17 protein-coding genes and 1 riboswitch are annotated in these 18,303 nt (G+C 72.0%); of the genes, 7 read left to right on the top strand and 10 right to left on the bottom strand.

The features are described from left to right. Window positions 1-130: 130 nt before the first annotated feature. Entirely contained in the window at window positions 131-1,159 is a 1,029-nt protein-coding gene (locus ABD339_RS09210; protein ID WP_344564075.1) for a helix-turn-helix transcriptional regulator, read from the bottom strand. 244 nt (window positions 1,160-1,403) lie between these two features. Here ABD339_RS09210 and ABD339_RS09205 point away from each other — a divergent pair, with 244 nt between their 5' ends. Beyond that, complete coding sequence (locus ABD339_RS09205) at window positions 1,404-1,694, top strand: nuclear transport factor 2-like protein (RefSeq protein WP_344564073.1); 291 nt, start codon at window positions 1,404-1,406, stop codon at window positions 1,692-1,694. Between the two features lie 15 nt (window positions 1,695-1,709). Here the strand turns inward: ABD339_RS09205 and ABD339_RS09200 are convergent, their stop codons facing one another. After that, a complete protein-coding gene (locus ABD339_RS09200) occupies window positions 1,710-1,874 on the bottom strand; it encodes a hypothetical protein (RefSeq protein WP_344564071.1) in 165 nt (54 codons plus the stop codon). A gap of 790 nt (window positions 1,875-2,664) precedes the next feature. Between ABD339_RS09200 and ABD339_RS09195 the strand changes: the two genes are divergently transcribed. After that, entirely contained in the window at window positions 2,665-3,891 is a 1,227-nt protein-coding gene (locus ABD339_RS09195; RefSeq protein ID WP_344564069.1) for a hypothetical protein, read from the top strand. 75 nt (window positions 3,892-3,966) lie between these two features. Here ABD339_RS09195 and cobN read toward each other — a convergent pair whose 3' ends face one another. Further along, the gene (gene cobN, locus ABD339_RS09190; protein ID WP_344564067.1) at window positions 3,967-7,800 is read right to left on the bottom strand and encodes a cobaltochelatase subunit CobN; all 3,834 of its coding nucleotides are present in this window, start codon (window positions 7,798-7,800) and stop codon (window positions 3,967-3,969) included. 117 nt (window positions 7,801-7,917) lie between these two features. Further along, window positions 7,918-7,993, bottom strand: a riboswitch (cobalamin riboswitch). Window positions 7,994-8,153: 160 nt separating this feature from the next. Between cobN and ABD339_RS09185 the strand changes: the two genes are divergently transcribed. From ABD339_RS09185 to ABD339_RS09175, 3 genes are read left to right on the top strand one after another with little or no spacing between them, the layout of a single operon-like run. Further along, window positions 8,154-9,716, top strand: a complete 1,563-nt coding sequence (locus tag ABD339_RS09185) for a precorrin-3B synthase (RefSeq protein ID WP_425575938.1) — start codon at window positions 8,154-8,156, stop codon at window positions 9,714-9,716. A gap of 15 nt (window positions 9,717-9,731) precedes the next feature. Further along, entirely contained in the window at window positions 9,732-10,358 is a 627-nt protein-coding gene (locus tag ABD339_RS09180; protein WP_344564064.1) for a precorrin-8X methylmutase, read from the top strand. A 2-nt stretch (window positions 10,359-10,360) separates the two neighbouring features. Next, entirely contained in the window at window positions 10,361-11,995 is a 1,635-nt protein-coding gene (locus ABD339_RS09175; protein ID WP_344564060.1) for a precorrin-2 C(20)-methyltransferase, read from the top strand. A gap of 60 nt (window positions 11,996-12,055) precedes the next feature. On the opposite strand, the gene ABD339_RS09170 is transcribed toward ABD339_RS09175, so the two are convergent. Then, window positions 12,056-12,751 carry a haloacid dehalogenase type II gene (locus ABD339_RS09170; protein WP_425575946.1) on the bottom strand — a complete coding sequence of 232 codons (696 nt, stop codon included), beginning with the start codon at window positions 12,749-12,751 and terminating at the stop codon, window positions 12,056-12,058. 174 nt (window positions 12,752-12,925) lie between these two features. Here ABD339_RS09170 and ABD339_RS09165 point away from each other — a divergent pair, with 174 nt between their 5' ends. After that, complete coding sequence (locus ABD339_RS09165; RefSeq protein WP_344564058.1) at window positions 12,926-13,498, top strand: CGNR zinc finger domain-containing protein; 573 nt, start codon at window positions 12,926-12,928, stop codon at window positions 13,496-13,498. Between the two features lie 30 nt (window positions 13,499-13,528). Here ABD339_RS09165 and ABD339_RS09160 read toward each other — a convergent pair whose 3' ends face one another. Next, window positions 13,529-13,744, bottom strand: a complete 216-nt coding sequence (locus ABD339_RS09160) for a DUF397 domain-containing protein (RefSeq protein ID WP_344564057.1) — start codon at window positions 13,742-13,744, stop codon at window positions 13,529-13,531. A 5-nt stretch (window positions 13,745-13,749) separates the two neighbouring features. Then, a complete protein-coding gene (locus tag ABD339_RS09155; RefSeq protein WP_344564055.1) occupies window positions 13,750-14,634 on the bottom strand; it encodes a helix-turn-helix domain-containing protein in 885 nt (294 codons plus the stop codon). 221 nt (window positions 14,635-14,855) lie between these two features. Between ABD339_RS09155 and ABD339_RS09150 the strand changes: the two genes are divergently transcribed. After that, window positions 14,856-15,425: a hypothetical protein gene (locus ABD339_RS09150; RefSeq protein ID WP_344564053.1), complete on the top strand. Its 570-nt coding sequence runs from the start codon at window positions 14,856-14,858 to the stop codon at window positions 15,423-15,425. A 38-nt stretch (window positions 15,426-15,463) separates the two neighbouring features. Here ABD339_RS09150 and ABD339_RS09145 read toward each other — a convergent pair whose 3' ends face one another. From ABD339_RS09145 to ABD339_RS09130, 4 genes are all read right to left on the bottom strand, one after another. Continuing rightward, complete coding sequence (locus tag ABD339_RS09145) at window positions 15,464-15,745, bottom strand: ribosomal protein L7/L12 (RefSeq protein WP_344564051.1); 282 nt, start codon at window positions 15,743-15,745, stop codon at window positions 15,464-15,466. A gap of 103 nt (window positions 15,746-15,848) precedes the next feature. Next, entirely contained in the window at window positions 15,849-16,463 is a 615-nt protein-coding gene (locus ABD339_RS09140; protein WP_344564049.1) for a TetR/AcrR family transcriptional regulator, read from the bottom strand. Continuing rightward, complete coding sequence (locus tag ABD339_RS09135; protein ID WP_344564048.1) at window positions 16,463-17,311, bottom strand: oxidoreductase; 849 nt, start codon at window positions 17,309-17,311, stop codon at window positions 16,463-16,465. The genes ABD339_RS09140 and ABD339_RS09135 overlap by 1 nt, the downstream gene beginning before the upstream one ends. Before the next feature lie 184 nt (window positions 17,312-17,495). Next, on the bottom strand, window positions 17,496-18,272 hold the full coding sequence (locus ABD339_RS09130; protein ID WP_344564047.1) for a cobalt-precorrin-6A reductase: 777 nt from the start codon (window positions 18,270-18,272) through the stop codon (window positions 17,496-17,498). Window positions 18,273-18,303: the final 31 nt, after the last annotated feature.

Below are 18,303 nucleotides of genomic sequence, written 5' to 3'. Positions count from 1 at the left end.
CATGATCAGAGGCGGGGCACGGCAGATCGATCGCGTGGGCACCACTGTTCGTGGTGGGGTTTTCCCCCGGACACTGTGGGGGCGGGCACGCGCCCGGGGAGCGGGCTGGTGGTCACGGCAGCCACCGCTTTCAGGGCGGGGGTGGGGGTGGGGGTGAGGGTGAGGCTGTCGGTGGGGGTGAGGCTGTGGGTGGAGTGCGGGGGCCGAGGCGGGTGAGGGTTGTGGCGGTGGGGGTACCTGGGGTGGCTGTGTAAAGGACCAGGCGCAGGTCGGTGGCCGGGATCAGCAGGGTGTGGCAGTCCAGTTCGAGGCGGCCCAGCTCGGGGTGGTGCAGATGCTTGCGCAGGGTTGAGAGGGGCCGTACGTCGTGTTCGCGCCAAGCGGCGGCGAAGTCCGGGCTGTGCGCGGCGAACTCGTCCGCCAGCTCGCCGAGTACGCGTTCGGACGGGTGGCGGGTGGCGGCCGTACGCAGTTCGGCGGCGGCCTGGCGGTCGAACGCGTCCTCGTCGCCCACCGGCGCCGAGCGGAGAGTGCCGCGCAGCCGGATGGCCAGCCGTACGGTGTTGCGCTCCTCGGGCGGCATCAGTCCGAAGTCGGTGATCAGCTCGACTGCCGCATCGTTCCAGGCCACGATGTCCTGCCGCGCGTCCACCAGGTAGGCGGGGATGGGGCCGAATCCATCCAGCATGCGCCGGATCCCGGCGGGTACCGGCGCCGGGCCAACGGCCGTATTGGAGTGGGGAATGGGGTGGGGGGTGGTGCTGGAAGCGGCGTGGGGAGGGGAGTTGATGCTGGGGGGCTGGGTGGCCTCGGGTGGTGGGTCCGGGGCCGCGCCTCCGCTCGGGCCCGTGGGGGTGTCGGGCGGGAGGGGGGAGTAGTGGCCTGCCAGCCGCGTCACATGTTCGCGCTCGGCGACGGTGAGCCGCAGCGCTGTACCGAGCGCGGCCAGCACCTGCGGCGACGGGTAGGGGGCGCGTCCCTGTTCCAGTCGTTCGTAGTAGCTGGTGGACACCCCGGCCAGTGCGGCCACCTCTTCGCGGCGCAGACCGGGGGTGCGGCGGGATCGGCCGGGCGGGTGGAGGGCCGTGGTCGGCATCTGATCGGGGCGGAGTGCCTCGCGCCGTCGGCGCAGGAAGTCCCCCAGTTCACCTCTGCTCACCTTGTCAGGTTGGCACAGGGCTCCCGGCTCAGCCACGGATCAGCAGTCCGGGGCTCGTACGTCCGTTCCTCGGCGCCGGGCCGACGCCCCGTCCGAGGTGGGGCCGACGCCCCCTCCGAGGTGGGCCGACACCTCGCCGGACGGCGGAGGAACGCCGTGCCACGCACTCCCGAGGAGACCTTCCGTCACCTGCTCGACCTGCCGCCTGCCGCCTGCCGCCTGCCGCCTGCCGCCTGCCAAGGACATGGCAGCCATCGCCGACTTGGGGGCCGAGGACGGAACCGCCGAATTGTCGTTCGCCATGGGTGACTCGCCACGGCGGCTGGACGGGCGGGAAGCAGTGCGCGGCTGCCGTTCCGGCTACCCGGAACGGATGGACCTCCGACCGATGCCCACGGTCACCGTCCACCGCACGGAGCGGGGGGGCACCCTCGTGGTGGAGTTCACCGCGCACGGGCGCACGGGCACACGGTGCGCTCCGGCGCGCCCCACCGGCTCGGCTACGGCACGGTGGTCACCGTCCGCGAGGAGTTGATCGCCGCTACCGGGACTACTGCAATCCGTTGGCCGTGCCTGCCTGCCGGTCGAGTTCGCCTCGGCTCTCGACGCCGTGGACGCCGGTATCGAGGCGGGCCGGGTGGACCTGGTCAGCGCGGCGGTGCTGGACCTGACCGGGCGTCCGCCCCGGACCTTCGCCGAGTTGGCCCAAGGCCACGCGGCCCTGGTGGTCGGACGGGAGCGGGAGGAACGGCTGAGTGCCGGACGAGTCACGCCGGGTCCGGGTCCGGGCGGATCAGATCGGTCCGGCCGGACAAGGACCAGCCGGACCAGGACCAGCCGGACCAGGACCGGCCGGAACCGCGGAAGCTCTGGTTCCGTCTCAGCGGCGAGGCTGATTCCGTCTCGTTGACGAAAAAGGGCGAGGGCCACCATGCTGTGCGGCACGCGGTTTCCGGGGCCGACGGCGCCCCTGGCCAGGGCTGCTCAGGGCTGCTCAGAGGGGCGACGGCTGTGCGGCGCGGCGAACGCCGCGCTGTGGCGACGGTGCCGCTCCCGGCAGTCCCGGGGTCTGGGCCCCGGGGCGCAGACCCGGCGGCCGAGCGCCCGCTTCGTCTCTCCGCGTGGGCCTTGCGGCGGCGTGCGCGTCCGTGTGCGCGTCCGCGTGCGCATCGGCCGGGTCCCGCAGCGGGATTCCGGCGCGCCTCGGCCCGGCCGCGCCGTCAAGGTCAAGGTCAACGTGAACGTCAACGTCAACGTCAACGTCACAAAAAGCGCCCTATACGACACACGACAACACACCACACGCCATAAGTCACCACAACAAGTCACCACAACATGGCACCACTTGTCACAAAACGTCGCAGCTCGGCCAACTGTGGCACGGGGAAGGGAGAGTCCTGATGAGGGAGCACCTCGGCGGGAGCACGGATGGAGCGGCGGCGGGACAGGGACAGAGGCAAGGGCAAGGAGTAGGGCAGAGGTTGCCGCGGCGGCGGGTATTGCGCATGTCCGGGATCGTGGCGGGCGCGGGGCTGGCCGCGTGGGGGCTCGCGGGGTGCGGGGACGACGACTCCGGGTCGGGCTCCGGGTCGGGCTCCGGGTCGGGGCACGAGGCGGGCGGGCGAGGGGAGAAAGAGCGCGGCGACGGGGGGCGTTCGTCCGCACCGCCGCCCGCGGGGGTCCTCGGCGCGAATTTCAATGGCGACCCGGCCACGGTGGAATTCGCCGAGTTGAAGGACATCTCAGCCACCTGGCTGCGCGGGTTCTTCCCCATGCGTGACGCCGACGAGGGGTCGATTTCCGACAAGCCGCAGATAGCGAAGCTTCTGGAGGCCAAGAAGCGGGGATTCGGCACGGTGCTGTCGCTGAAATTCCCCTACAGCCAGCAGGACATCCCCACTCCTGGCAGCCCGGCGTGGAAGACCGCGTTCGCCCGGCTGGACAAGGTGCTGCCGACCGTCCTGGACCGGGTGGACATTCTGGTGATCGGCAACGAGCCGTTCCTGGAGACCCGGAAGGATCAGCGGGACCGTCGCCTCAACCTCTTCTACGAGAAGCTCGCCCAGCGCGTCATCGACTACCGCGACAACCACTCCGCCGGGAAGACCAAGCTCTATATGGGAGCGCTCAACCACCTCGACTGGAAGGGCGGCCAGACGGGGGCGACCGCGCGCTGGATGCGCTTCGTGAAGAAGACCAAGGCCATTGACGGGGTGGACATCCATCCGCATGTGACGTCGCTGGCCGGTGCCAAGCAGTACCTCGACTATGTGCTTCCGCGCATGCGGCCCGAGCAGAAGTTCCTGGCCACCGAGTTCTCCCTCGTACTGCTCTGGAAACAGCACCTGACCGACCCGGTGTCCCCCCGGTTCGCCCGCGCCTATGAGGACGCCCAGGGGAAAAAGGTGTGGGAGGTGCTCCGTTCGGCCACCGAGGAGCCCTTCTCCCAGAAGAAATGGGACGATTTCCTTTCCATGAGTCCCTGGTTCGCGGACAACAAGAACTATCTGCGCGACCAGGTCGAGCAGTTCCGCAAGACCGGGAGGCTCGCGGTGGCCACCTACGGTGTGAGCCAGGACAAGGCGATGACTTCGGACTTCGGCGCGAAGAAGAATCCGTGGATGCTCAACAGCCTGTTCTGCCCGTACACCGTCCAGTCGGGCAAGGGCAGTCTGCCCGGGCGGAACCGGGTGTGGATCGACCAGTTCCGGGCGCTTCAGAAGTCCAGCTGACGTCACGGCGACGGCCCGCCGTGCGCCGCCCGCACCCCGGTCCGCCATCGGGCGGGGGCGCGGGCGGCCGGCGGGTCAGTCGTCCGTCTCCAAGTCGCCTTCCGTCTCCAGGTAGACCTGGCGGAGCGCGTCCAGTACCCCGGGGTCGGGCTTGGACCACATACCGCGCGATTCGGCTTCCAGCAGGCGTTCCGCGATGCCGTGGAGGGCCCAGGGGTTGGCCTGCTGGAGGAAATCGCGGTTGGTCTCGTCCAGGACGTAGGTCTCGGTGAGTTTGTCGTACATCCAGTCGGCGACCACACCTGTGGTGGCGTCGTAGCCGAAGAGGTAATCGACCGTCGCCGCGAGTTCGAAGGCGCCCTTGTAGCCGTGGCGGCGCATCGCCTCGATCCACTTGGGGTTGACGACGCGGGCACGGAAGACGCGGGAGGTCTCCTCCACCAGGGTGCGGGTGCGCACCGTCTCGGGGCGGGTGGAGTCGCCGATGTACGCCTCGGGAGCCGTGCCGCGCAGGGCGCGGACGGTGGCGACCATGCCACCGTGGTATTGGAAGTAGTCGTCGGAGTCGGCGATGTCGTGCTCGCGGGTGTCGGTGTTCTTCGCGGCCACGGTGATCCGCTTGTAGGCGGTCTCCATCTCCTCGCGGGCCGGGCGGCCGTCGAGTTCGCGGCCGTACGCGTAGCCGCCCCATACGGTGTAGACCTCGGCGAGGTCGGCGTCGGTACGCCAGTCCCGGGAGTCGATCAGCTGGAGAAGGCCCGCGCCATAAGTGCCGGGCCGGGAGCCGAAGATGCGGGTGGTGGCGCGGCGTTCGTCCCCGTGTTCGGCCAGGTCCGCCTGCGCGTGGGCCCGCACGAAGTTGCGGTCGGCGGGCTCCTCCAGGGTGGCGGCCAGGCGTACCGCGTCATCCAGCAGGCCGATGGTGTGCGGGAACGCGTCCCGGAAGAAGCCGGAGATACGGAGCGTGACATCGATACGGGGACGGCCCAACTCCTCGTACGGCACCGGCTCCAGGCCCGTCACCCGGCGTGAGGCGTCATCCCAGACGGGGCGGACGCCGAGCAGCGCCAGCGCCTCGGCCACATCGTCGCCCGCCGTGCGCATCGCACTGGTGCCCCACAGGGACAGGCCGACGGAGGTGGGCCATTCCCCGGTGTCGGTGCGGTAGCGCTCCAGGAGCGAGTCCGCCAGGGCCTGGCCGGTCTCCCAGGCGAGGCGCGAGGGGACGGCCTTGGGGTCCACGGAGTAGAAGTTGCGGCCGGTCGGCAGGACGTTGACCAGGCCGCGCAGCGGGGAGCCGGACGGCCCGGCGGGCACGAAGCCGCCGTTCAGGGCGTGGACGGTGTGGTCGAGTTCGGCCGTGGTAGCGGCCAGCCGCGGGACGACCTCCCGGGCGGCGAACTCCAGGATGGCCCGCACCTGTTCGCCCTGGCTCTCGGAGAGCGCGGCGGCATCCGGGAGCGCGGCGAGAGCCTCCGGCAGCGCGGCGGGGTCCCAGTCCGCGTCGTCCATGGTCTGGACCAGGGCGCGGGCCCGCTCCTCGACCGCGTCCGCCGTCGTACGGGTGGCCGCCGACTCGTCCAGGCCGAGCGCCTCGCGCAGTCCGGGCAGGGCCTGGCTGCCGCCCCAGATCTGGCGGGCGCGCAGGATGGCGAGGACGAGGTTGACGCGGTCCTTTCCGGCCGGGGCGTTGCCCAGGACGTGCAGGCCGTCGCGGATCTGCGCGTCCTTGACCTCGCACAGCCAGCCGTCCACGTGCAGCAGGAAGTCATCGAAGCCGTCGTCGTCCGGGCGGGCCTCCAGGCCGAGGTCGTGATCGAGCCGCGCGGCCTGGATCAGCGTCCAGATCTGGGCCCGGATGGCCGGGAGCTTGGCCGGGTCCATCGAGCTGATCTGCGCGTACTCGTCCAGGAGTTGTTCCAGGCGCGCGATGTCGCCGTACGACTCGGCGCGCGCCATCGGCGGCACGAGGTGATCGACCAGGGTGGCGTGCACCCGGCGCTTGGCCTGGGTGCCCTCGCCCGGGTCGTTGACCAGGAACGGGTAGACGAGCGGCAGGTCGCCCAGCGCGGCATCGGGCGCGCAGGCGGCAGACAGGCCCGCGTTCTTGCCGGGCAGCCACTCCAGGTTGCCGTGTTTGCCCAGGTGGACCATGGCGTCGGCGCCGAAGCCGCCCTCCGCGCGGGGCGCGGCGATCCAGCGGTAGGCGGCCAGATAGTGGTGCGAGGGCGGCAGATCGGGGTCGTGGTAGATCGCGATGGGGTTCTCGCCGAAGCCGCGCGGCGGCTGGATGAGGATCAGCAGATTGCCGCGCCGCAGGGCCGCCAGCACGATGTCGCCGTCCGGGTTGCGGCTGCGGTCCACGAACATCTCGCCGGGCGGCGGGCCCCAGTGCTCCTCTACGGATTCCCGCAGTTCCTGGGGCAGACCCCCGTACCAGCGGCGGTAGTCGGCGGCGGGGATGCGGACGGGGTTGCGGGCCAGCTGCTCCTCGGTGAGCCATTCCTGGTCGTGGCCGCCCGCCTCGATCAGGGCGCGGATCAGCTCGTCGCCGTCGCCGGAGGCCAGGCCGGGGATGTCGGCCTCGGAGCCGTCCGCCGGGCCGAAGTCGTAGCCCTCGGTACGCAGGCGGCGCAGCAGTGCTACTGCGCTGGCGGGGGTGTCGAGGCCGACCGCGTTGCCGATCCGCGAGTGCTTGGTGGGGTATGCGGACAGCACGAGCGCGAGCCGCTTGTCGGCGGCGGGAATGTGGCGCAGCCGGGCGTGCCGTACGGCGATGCCCGCGACGCGCGCCGCCCGTTCGGGGTCGGCGACGTAGGAGGGCAGCCCGTCGGCGTCGATCTCCTTGAAGGAGAACGGCACGGTGATCAGCCGCCCGTCGAACTCGGGCACCGCGATCTGGCTGGCCGCGTCCAGCGGCGAGACGCCCTCGTCGTTGCGCTCCCACTCGGTGCGCGGCGCGGTCAGGCACAGCGCCTGGATGACGGGGACGTCCAGGCCGGTGAGGGCGCCCGCGTCCCAGGACTCGTCGTCGCCGCCGGCCGACGCCTCGGCCGGTTTGGTGCCGCCCGCGGCCAGGACGGTCGTCACGATCGCGTCCACCTCGCGCAGCTGCTCGATCAGCTCGGGCTCGGGGGCGCGCAGGGAGGCGACGTACAACGGCAGCACCCGGCCGTGTGCCTGCTCGATGGCGTCGCACAGCTCGCGCACGAAGGCGGTGTTGCCGCTCATGTGGTGCGCGCGGTAGTAGAGCACGGCGACCAGCGGGGTGTCCGGCTGGGTGCCGGGCAGCGGCTGCCGCTCCAGCCGTCCCCACGAGGGGGCCTGCGCCGGGGGCTCGAACCCGTGGCCGGTCAGCAGCACCGTGTCGGACAGGAAGCGGGCCAGCTGCTCCAGGTTGGCGGGGCCGCCGTGCGCGAGGTAGGCGTGCGCCTCGGCCGCGATACCGATGGGCACGGTGGAGGCCGCCATCAGCTGTGCGTCGGGCGCCTGTTCGCCGGTGAGCACGACGACGGGGCGGCCGTCGGCGCGCAGCTGGTCGAGCCCGTCCTGCCAGGCGCGTACGCCGCCGAGCAGGCGTACGACCACCAGATCGACGCCCTCCAGCAGCGCGGGCAGCTCGTCCAGCGCGAGGCGGGAGGGGTTGGCGAACCGGTAGCCGACCGGGCCTTCGGCGGCCCGGGCGCTGAGGAGGTCGGTGTCGGAGGTGGAGAGGAGGAGGATGTGGCGGCGGTCGCCGTCCGGGCGGTCACCTTCGGGGCGGTCGCCGTTGGGGCGGTCACCTTCGGGGCGGTCGCCGTTGGGGCGGTCACCTTCGGGGCGGTCGCCGTTGGGGCGGTCACCTTCGGGGCGGTCGCCGTTGGGGCGGTCGCCCTGGTGGGGGGCGCTGTCCTGGGACGCATGCGGCATGGCGGCGTTCGGCCCTTCCTCGGGGTGTCCACGCCCCGGGTGGTCTCGGATCGGTTCCCCGGCTCCGGAGGAGCCGTCCGGCCGGAGGCCGGGGAGGAACCCAGAGCTGAGGTAAGGGAGTTCCTGGCTCACCCGGCCGCTGGGGCCGGGCTCACAGTGGCGGGACCGCGCCGGATTCACACCGGGCTTCCTCCCCTGTCGCCGTCGCCGGCGATGGCGGACCGGGCGGCCCGCCGACAAGCATCGTAAGGGTGAGGGGGCGGGGCTGGGGAGTACGGGCTCCCGGCCGGGAGCCCGCTGAGCCGCGAACGGCGAGCGGCGAACGGGCACGGCCTCGTCCGAAAGGGATGAGTATGCTCGCCGCCATGACCAGGCCCCCCACCGGCGCGTCCGACGAGGACGCGACACCGACGCGTGAGCATGTTCGCGTTGGCGAACGTGGAACGGGGGCTGAACGCGTAGGGGTCCCGGAGGCTTCGGAGGCTTCGCGGAATGCGTCGACTTCGCGGATCTCGGGCACTCCGAGGGCTCCGGAGGAGCCGCGGTCCTCGGGGGCTTCGCGCTCCTCGGGGGACGCGTGTCCCGGGGCGCTGCGGCTGCATCAGGCGGACGACGGTGCGCTCGCGCGCGTGCGCATACCCGGCGGCGTGCTCGGCGCCGGGCAGGCCGAGGCGCTGGCCGAGTGCGCGGTGCGGCTCGGGGACGGGGGTCTGCACCTGACCTCGCGGGGCAACGTGCAGGTGCGGGGGCTCCCGGCCGACTGCGGGGGCGAGCTGGCCGAACGGCTCGACGCGGTGGGGCTGCTGCCGTCGCCCGCGCACGAACGGGTGCGCAACATCGTGGCGTCGCCCTGCTCGGGGCTCGACGGGCGCGGGGTGGCGGACGTACGGCCCTGGCTGACGGAACTGGACACGCGGCTGTGCACAAGCGAAGCCGCGCGGGAGCTTTCGGGGCGCTTTCTGTTCGCGCTGGACGACGGCCGGGGCGACGTCGCCGCGCTGGGCGCTGATGTGACATTGCTCGCGGCCGACCGTGACGAGGCGCTGCTGATCGTGGGCGCAGGCGCCCTCCGGCTGGACGCCTCGGACGCGGCGCGGGCCGCGCTCGTCGCCGCCGAGGTCTTTCTGGAGACGGCGCGCGAGCACGGCGTGCGCGCCTGGCGGGTCGCCGAACTCCCGGCGGAGGGTGCGGGCCCGGCAGCTGGTACGGAGTTGCTGCGGGGGGTGGCCCGGCGGGTGCGCGGGGCGCGGGCCGCCGCCCTGCCGCCGATCGGGCCCGCCGGTGCGGGGCCGGACCCAGGTGCGGTGCTGTACGGGGGGCGCGGCGCCGTGTCCGTACTCGCTCCGCTCGGGCTGCTGTCCGCCGCGCAGTGGCGGCTGCTGGCCGGGACCGCGCTGCGGGAGGGTGCGGGCGAGCTGCGGCTGACGCCCTGGCGCGGGGTCGTCGTACCCGGGATGCGGCCCGACCGCGTGCCGGCCGCCCTGGCCGCGCTCGCCGACGCCGGACTGGTGACCGAGCCCGGTTCGCCCTGGCGGGGCGTGGGCGCGTGCACCGGGCGGCCCGGCTGCGCGCGCTCGCTGGCCGATGTACGGGCGGACGCGGTGGCCGGGCTCGGTGCCGAGGACGGGGACGGTGCCGAGGCCGGGGACGGTGCCGAGGCCGGGGACGGGCGCGGGCTTCCGTTGCTCCCGGTCTACTGGTCGGGGTGCGCCCGGCGCTGTGGCCGTCCGCCCGGCGCCCATGTGGATGCCGTCGCCGGGGAGGACGGCTACCACGTGTCCGTCGTCGGCACCGGAACCGGAACCAGCGGCAGCGGAACCGTCTCCCCCGTCCCCCTTTCCGAGCTGGCCGCTGCCGTGGCGGCGGCCCGTGCCTGCGGCAACGCCACGACCACCCCCGATATCCGACTTCAGTAAGGGCAGCGAGAAACCGTGTTCGACTACGAGAAGGACGGTGCGGCCATCTACCGCCAGTCCTTTGCCACCATCCGCGCCGAGGCGGACCTCGCGGGGCTGCCCGCCGACGTCAGCCAGGTCGCGGTCCGGATGATCCACGCCTGCGGGATGGTCGATCTCGTACGGGACCTCGCCCACACGCCGCATGTGGTCGCCCGGGCCCGCGAGGCGCTGCGCGCCGGGGCGCCGATCCTGTGCGACGTCGCCATGATCGCCAGCGGCGTGACCCGCAGGCGGCTCCCGGCCGGCAACGAGGTGGTGTGCACGCTGTCCGACCCCGCCGTGCCCGCGCTCGCCGCCGAGTTGGGCACGACCCGTACCGCCGCCGCGCTCGAACTGTGGCGCGACCGGCTCGCGGGCTCCGTCGTCGCCGTCGGCAACGCGCCCACCGCGCTCTTCCGGCTGCTGGAGATGATCGAGGCCGGGGCACCGCGGCCCGCCGCCGTGATCGGGGTGCCGGTCGGTTTCGTCGGTGCCGTGGAGTCCAAGCAGGCGCTGGCCGCACACCCGTCGGGGCTCGACCACCTGGTCGTCCACGGGCGCCGGGGCGGCAGTGCCCTGGCCGTGGCCGCGCTCAACGCGATCGCGAGTGAGGAAGAGTGACTGTGAACGGGACCGCAGCCGGAAGCGCCACCCACGACGGCGGGCCGGCCGGGAGGCTGCTCGGGGTCGGACTCGGGCCCGGGGACCCGTCGTTGATGACCCTGCGTGCCGTCCAGGCCATCGACGGCGCGGAGGTCGTCGCCTACCACAGTGCCCGGCACGGCCGTTCGATCGCGCGCTCCATCGCCGCCGCGCACCTGCGCGCCGACCACATCGAGGAGGCGCTGGTCTACCCCGTCACCACGGAGACCACCGACCACCCGGGCGGTTACCGGGGCGCGCTGGAGGAGTTCTACGCCGAGGCGGCGGAGCGGCTGGCCGCGCACCTGGACGCCGGGCGGACGGTCGCCGTGCTCGCCGAGGGCGATCCGCTGTTCTACGGCTCCTACATGCACATGCACAAGCGGCTCGCGCACCGCTACCCGACCGAGGTGATTCCCGGCGTCACCTCGGTGAGCGCTGCCGCCGCGCGGCTGGGCACCCCGCTCTCGGAGGGCGAGGAGGCGCTGACGGTGCTGCCGGGCACCCTGCCGGAGGAGGAGCTGACCGCGCGGCTCGCCTCCACCGACGCGGTGGCGGTGATGAAACTCGGCCGTACCTTCCCGAAGGTGCGGCGCGCGCTGCAGCGTTCGGGCCGGCTGGACGAGGCGCGCTATGTGGAGCGCGCCACGATGGAAGGGGAGCGCACGGGCCGGCTCGCGGAGGTGGACCCGGCCTCGGTGCCGTACTTCGCCGTGGCGGTACTGCCCAGCCGGGTGGACGCGACCCGGTTCGCCGCTCCGGACGACGAACCGGAGGCGGGCACGGACGCGGACTCGGACGCCGTCACGGACACGGACACGGACACGGACGCGGGCATCGGCGAGGTCGTCGTCGTGGGGACCGGGCCCGCCGGGCCGCTGTGGCTCACGCCCGAGACGCGGGGCGCGCTGGCGGCGGCCGACGATCTCGTGGGCTACACCACCTACGTGGACCGGGTACCGAGGCGTCCCGGGCAGCGCCGCCACGGCACCGACAACCGCGTCGAGTCCGAGCGCGCCGAGTTCGCGCTGGACCTGGCGCGGCGCGGGCGGCGGGTCGCCGTCGTCTCCGGCGGCGACCCCGGCGTCTTCGCGATGGCGACCGCCGTGGTGGAGGTCGCGGCGCAGGAGCCGTACGCGCACGTTCCGGTACGGGTGCTGCCCGGGGTGACCGCCGCGAACGCCGCCGCTGCCGCCGTGGGCGCGCCGCTCGGCCACGACTACGCCGTGCTCTCCCTCTCCGACCGCCTCAAGCCGTGGGAGGTCATCGCCGCGCGCCTGCGTGCCGCCGCCGCGGCCGATCTGGCGCTCGCGCTCTACAACCCCGGCTCGCGCAGCCGCACTTGGCAGGTCGGCAAGGCGCGCGAGGTCCTGCTCGAACACCGCGCCCCCGACACCCCCGTGGTGCTGGCCCGCGACGTCGGCGGCCCCGAGCAGCACATACGTACCGTGCCGCTGGCCGAACTCGACCCCGCGCAGGTGGACATGCGCACGCTGCTGATCGTCGGCTCGTCGCAGACGCGGCGGGTCCGGCGGGGCACGGGCGAGCAGGTCGTGTGGACCCCACGCCGCTATCCGGAGCATCCCGAACATCCGGAGGCCGAGCGTCCCTCGTGAGCGGGCCGCCCCTCGTGAGCGGGCCGGGGAGCGCCGGGAGGCGGACGCCGCCGCGGCCGGCTAGCGCGTCGTCGCCGTCAGTGCCCGGGCCAGCGGGGCCAGTCCGTCGAACTGTCCGTCGAAGGCGTCGGCGCGCGTCGGCGGGTCCCCTGCCGGGCGCCGGACGTAGGCGGTGCGCATACCGGCCGCCTGGGCCGCGCGCAGATCCCAGGCGTGGGCGGCGACCATGAGGACACGCTCCGGCGGGCATCCGGCGGTGTCGAGAGCGAGTTGGTAGATGTCCGGCGCGGGCTTGTAGGCCAGGACGGCTTCGCCGGACAGGACCTGATGCCGGCGCAGCCCGGCATGGGCGTTGAGCCGCGAGAGGGCCGGGCGGCCGGCGTTGGAGAGCCCGAGCACGGGGAACCGCCCGGCGAGGCGGTCGAGACCGGCGACGGAGTCCTCCCACGGGGGCAGGCACCGGCTCGCCGTGGCCGGCCGGGCGAGGGCCGCAGGATCGGTGAGTCCCACGCTGCCGCCCACCTGTCGTGCGGCCTCCGCGTCGATGACCTCGGACGGGGCGTAGGGGCGGTCTCCTTGCGCGATGCGCCGCTGTTCGTGCTCGACGTGCCCCTGCCAGACGGCGAGCAGTTCTTCGACGGCCGCCTCGTCGGAGACGGGCAGCGCGGCCCGGATGCCCGCCTTCAACCCGCCGGGTTCGTCAACCAGCGTGCCGAGGATGTCGAAGACGACGACGTCGATGTCGGACTCGCGCAAGACGCCGATGTCGGAATCGCGCAAGACGCCGATGTCGGAATCGCGGATGACGTCGGAGTCGGAATCGCGGATGACGGCCACGCGCGCGCTCCCCAGCACCTGACTGTTTTTTCGTCACCGGTCAAACCGGTGACGAGATTGTCAGGGGGTCGGGTGGGCGGTCAAGATGGGGGCGTGAAGTTCGCGTATGTAAGCGGCAATCCGGCTCTCGACCTGGCGGGCACCGTCGAGTTCCGGCGCAGCGGCGACCCCGTCGATGTCCTCGCCACGCCCGAAGACCTGGAGCGGTGGGTGACCCGGTGTGACGAGTTGCCCGACCGGGTCACCGTCGAACCCACGGCCTTCGACTCCGCGCTCGCGCTGCGCGAAGCCCTCTACGGCCTCGCTCTCGCCCGCGTGCACGCCCGCCCCTTCGCGCCCCGCGACCTGAAGACCGTCAACACCACGGCCGCCCACCCCACTCTCACAGTCACGCTCAGCGACGCGGGGGTACGGACGTCGGGCGACCTCCCGGCGGTCCTCTCGCACCTGGCCCGAAGCGGTATCGCCCTGCTCGCCGACCCCCACGCCCGCCTCAAGGAGTGCGGCGGCGCCACCTGCACCCGCCTCTACCTCGACCGCTCACGCGGCGCGCGCCGCACCTGGTGCGGAATGGAGGAGTGCGGCAACCGCGTCAAGTCCGCCACCTACCGCGAACGCCGCCGCACCTCGCGCCCGACGCGCGAGCGCCCGGCCCACCGTGGGTGAGCCGGGCGTTCGCCGGATTCGACCACCGTCCTAAGCGGCGAAGGCGCCACCCTTCACACCGCTCACGAATGCCATCCATGCGTCCGTCGCGAAGGAGAACGTGGGCCCTGCCGCCTGCTTGGAGTCCCGAACGGCCATCACGCCACCGCCCAGACGGGCCCCCTCAACGCAGGCTCCGCCCTGATTGTTGCTGTAGCTCGACTTGAACCATGCGGCATCCCGAAGGACCTCAGCCGTGCTGTTCATCGGTATCAATGCTCCTTGACTGCTTCCTTGATCAAGCTCAGGGACTCTTGCGGTCCGGGGGCAAGCGATTGCAGATCGCTGAACGCTTCCTCGTACTGTGCTACATCGTCCTCCCGACGACTCACCCACGCACCTGACAGGTTCTCCACGTACACGATGGGCCGCAAGGCGGCACCGCCTGGGAAGTGGAGAACGATGAAGGGTCCGTTCATCCCCGGGTGGAGCCCGAGACTGAACGGCATTACCTGTACGCGTACGTTAGGAAGCTCTGTGACCACGTCAACGATGTGACTCAGTTGGTCGCGCATCACCTTCGTCCCTCCGACAGCACGTCGAAGTACAGCCTCGTTGATGATGGCGGTGAGCTTGAGCAGCGAGCCCCTCCGGTACAGGGCCCCCTGACGGGTCATTCGCACGGAGACCAAACTATCGATCTCTTCCGCGCTCACGCCCTGATGAGTGTGCCTGTAGATCTGCCGGACGTACGCCTCGGTCTGCAACAGCCCTGGTACGAACTCTGATTCGTAGTTCTGCTGAACGCTAGCCGTCGCCTCCAACCCCAAATACGCCTTGAAACCCGGCCCGATCACAGGCCGGTACTCCGCCGACTGCCACCAGTCCCGCCGCGTCTTGGTCACCGCCGCATACCCCTGCAACATCGCCCGCTTCTCCGGCGTCGCGCCGTAGATCTCGCACAGGGCTATGACATCGGACGGCTCGACCGACGCGTTCTCGCCCGTCTCCAGACGGGTGAGCTTCGACGGGCTCCACAGGAGCTTCCGGACGACGGTGCGGCCGTTGTAGCCCGCCGCGAGGCGCAACTGGCGCAGCTCGCTGCCGAGTTGCAGGCGGCACAGTGCGGGCGTGGCCGACTCGATGTCGGTGATCATCTGCGCTGGTTCCTTCCTCCGGTGGCGCGAGGAACGTTCTGCGTGCGAGCGGGACATCACGGTGGGTCGCGAACACCCCGTTGAGCAGCGGCAATTCGCGCGGAAACCTGATCGCGCAATCCCGCCGTCTCCGTTCCAACGGTAGCCGCGCCGGTGCCACTCTGTCCTTGGTTGTTCACAGAGAGCGTTCGCGGAGTGCTGGCGCTCGGAGAGAGAAGCCCATGACGAGTTACCGATCGGCCGCGTGCGGCCTCGGCCGCCACCCGCAGTGCCGTCACGCGACGCCGCGCCAGGCACCCCCGGGAGTTCCGGTGACCTACGAGGTGTGCGACTGCGGCTGCCACCGAGGGGCGGAGGGAATCTGCATGTGGATGTACGACCGGGAGCGGACCCCGATGCCCTCGGTGCCCCAACTGCGCCTGCTGCCGTGGAGTACGGACTCGGGCAAGCCCTGCTACCTCAACGGCGAGCCCGGCTCCCCGCTCTCCTTCTACGCCGACGAGTTGGAGGACGCCCAACTGGAGGACGGGGGCCGGGCGCTGAAGCGGATCATGGAGATCCTGGACCGCGGGCCTGCCGCAGGGGACGACGAGACGACACTGGCAGTCAAGGAGGCCGCCGCCGCCCTGAGCAACGTTCTCCGCGTCGCGGACAGCAGGGGCGCCCGTCTTCCTGACCCCGACTCCGAGGACGCCGGAGCCACCTTCCTCAGCCGGTACGGCACACCCGGCGACGGCGCCCGCGACGACGAGGGCGCGGGCGCCCCGCATGCCCCGGATACTCGGCCCTGACGAGCGGCGGCCCACGCCGCCGCCCCCGCCGCCCCCGCTCAGACCAGGCGATCGACGGCCTCCTTGGCCTCCTTCAGGCCCTCGCCGGTCAGCTCCCGGTACCGCTTGATCGCCTGGATCTTCTTGTCGGAACGCGCCAGCTGGGCCACCTCGTCCAGCCACGGATCGTGTTCCTGGATGCCCAAGTGGTCGAGGATCAGGTCCACTTTGCGCTCGACGCGCGCAACACGCCGATCGGCGCGGGAGATCTTGGTCTCGATGCCGTAGACCGCTCCGTACAGGAGCAGGCCGATGCCGACGCAGCCGATGAGTATTTCCATGCGAACCGATTCAATCATCCGTACGGCGGGGCCAGGGCGTGGCCAGATTCCGGCCAGGCCCTGGACCGGTTGAGTCAGGCGAGCCAGGCGCGCCAAGCGCGCGTCAGCTGGTCAGACCGGCGCTGGTCAGCCAGATGTGTTCGCAGGTCGCGGATGCCTCTCGCAGCTTCTCGGGGGACTCTTGTGAGGCGTGGTAGAAGGTCCGCTCGATCATCCAGCACAGGGCGCGTGCCATCGCTGGGGCGTGTTCTGGTCCGGTGCCGGCCGGGAGGCCGGCCCGTTCCAGGACCGCGGTGATGGCCTCGATGAACAAGTCCGCGGTGTGACTCCACAGCTCGCCGGCCTCCGGCACCGTCAACGACAGGTCGATCGCCGTGCGCATGACCAGGCCGTGCTCGCTCCACAGCTCGACCGTGCGCCGCATGGCTTCTGCGATGGCCTGGCGGGGCTCGTCCGCCTGCGCGGTGGTTCGGGACCGCTCCCACAGATGCTCGACGGTCCGCGCCACGAGTGCCGCGACGACTTCCTGCTTGGAGCCGAAGTAGAAGTACAGGGCGCCGCGTGTGATGCCGGCGCCCTGGGCGATGTCGCCGACCGTCATGGCGCTGTAGCCCTTGTCCGCGAGCAGGGCTTCGCAGGTGTCCAGGATGGCCCGCTCCCGCAGATCGCCCTTGCGTTCGATGCTGCGTCGGCTCCGCTCGGTGTGGTGGCCGGGCATCAGAGCTGAGCGCCCTCGTCGAAGTCGGTCGTGCGGGAGAGCGTCTCCCATGCGCGGATGTCCTCGTCCACGGCCGTGCGCGCGGTGGTGACCAGTCGCAGCGCGTCCGAGCCCAGGACGAGGTGGGCCGGCGGCTGTTCGACCGAGGCGATGCGCACGACGGCCTCTCCGGCCTTGGCCGGGTTGCCGAGCTGGTTCCCGCTCGCCTTCTGCCGCGCTTCGCGGATGGGATCGAACAGCTCGTCGTAGTCGTCGACGGTCCGCGCGGCGCGTGTCATGGACCGTCCGGCCCAGTCGGTGCGGAACGAGCCGGGCTCGATCGCCGTCACGTGGATCCCGAACTGTGCGACCTCCTTGCCCAGTGCTTCGAGGATGCCTTCCAGGGCGAACTTGCTGCCGCAGTAGGCGGACATGCCGGGCACGGCCATGAGCCCGCCCATGGAGGTGACGGCCATCAGATGTCCGCGGCGGCGTCGGCGCATAGGGGGCAGCGCTGCCTGCAAGGTGGCCGCTGCCCCGAAGACGTTGATCTCGAACTGCCGCCGCATCTCGGCCAGCGGGGTTTCCTCGAAGGTGCCCTCCAGGCCGTAGCCGGCATTGGCGATGACGACATCCAGAGGACCGACGCCCTGCTCCACCTCCGTGATCACGTCCGAGACGGCGTGGTCGTCCGTCACGTCCAGGATGCGGCCGTGAGCGTGACCGGGCTCAAGCTCTTCGAAGGCCCGCCGGTCCTCCTCGGAGCGGACCGTTCCGACAACGGTGTGACCGGCGGCCAGGGCGGCCTGGGCGAAGGCACGCCCCAGGCCCGTGCTGACGCCGGTGATGAGCCAGTTCTGCCTCTGCATTGTTCCTCCAGAAAGGGTCTCGCGGGGGGGCGGGGCTGCTCCCCGCACCAGAAAGTCTACACGGTGCAGATTTTTATCTTCGCCGTGTTGATTCTGGTCCGCTCCGGCCTGTTCTGGCATGGCGTGGCCTGGCCTGGCGTCGCGGATCATGACCAAGGTGCCGACCGGCCCTGTGGGGCGTCGATCATCTGGACCGCCCCGGGCCCCTTCGGGCGTAGTCCGTCAGCGTCCGGGCCGCCTCCGCCGGGGTGGTCACCACCCGTACGCCCTCCGGGACCGGCGGGCGGCGGACGAGCACGACCGGGATGCGGGCCTCGCGGGCCGCCGCCAGCTTCGGCGCCGTGGCCGCTCCCCCGCTGTCCTTCGTCACCAGGACGTCGATACGCCGGCTGCTCAGCAGCGCGCGCTCGGCCTCCAGCGTGAACGGCCCGCGCTCCAGCAGCAGTTCCATCCGCGCCGGTACCGGTTGCCCCGGCTCCGGCGGGTCCACGGAGCGGGCGAGGAACCACAGGCCGGCCGACTCCGGGCCCGCGAACGCGGCGAGCCCCATGCGTCCGGTCGTCAGGAAGATCCGGCGCCCCAGCTGCGGCAGCAGCGCCGCCGCCGCTGTCAGGGAGTCCACCGGGTGCCAGTCGTCGCCCGGTTCCGCGACCCAGCCGGGGCGGCGCAGGGCGAGCAGGGGAACATGGGCGGTGGCCGCGGCCCGCGCGGCGTTGAAGCTGATGGTCTCGGCGAAGGGATGGGTGGCGTCGATGAGCACGTCCACGCGGTGCGCGCGCAGCCATTCCGCGAGGCCCGCCTCGCCCCCGAACCCCCCGATCCGCACCTCGCCCGGCGGCAGCCGAGGCCCGGCGACCCGCCCCGCGAGGGAGCTGGTCACGCGCGTGTCGGGCATCTCGCCGTGCAGCAGCTCGGCCAGCCGCCGGGCCTCGGTGGTGCCGCCGAGGATCAGTACGTGCACGGAAGGCGGTCCCTTCGTGGTCGAGGTATGT

The organism is Streptomyces axinellae (assembly GCF_039532135.1).
GTDB classification, from domain to species: Bacteria; Actinomycetota; Actinomycetes; order Streptomycetales; family Streptomycetaceae; genus Streptomyces; species Streptomyces axinellae.
The sequence above is the reverse complement of the archived record's forward strand: the minus strand, read 5'-3'. Positions and strand labels throughout refer to the sequence as shown.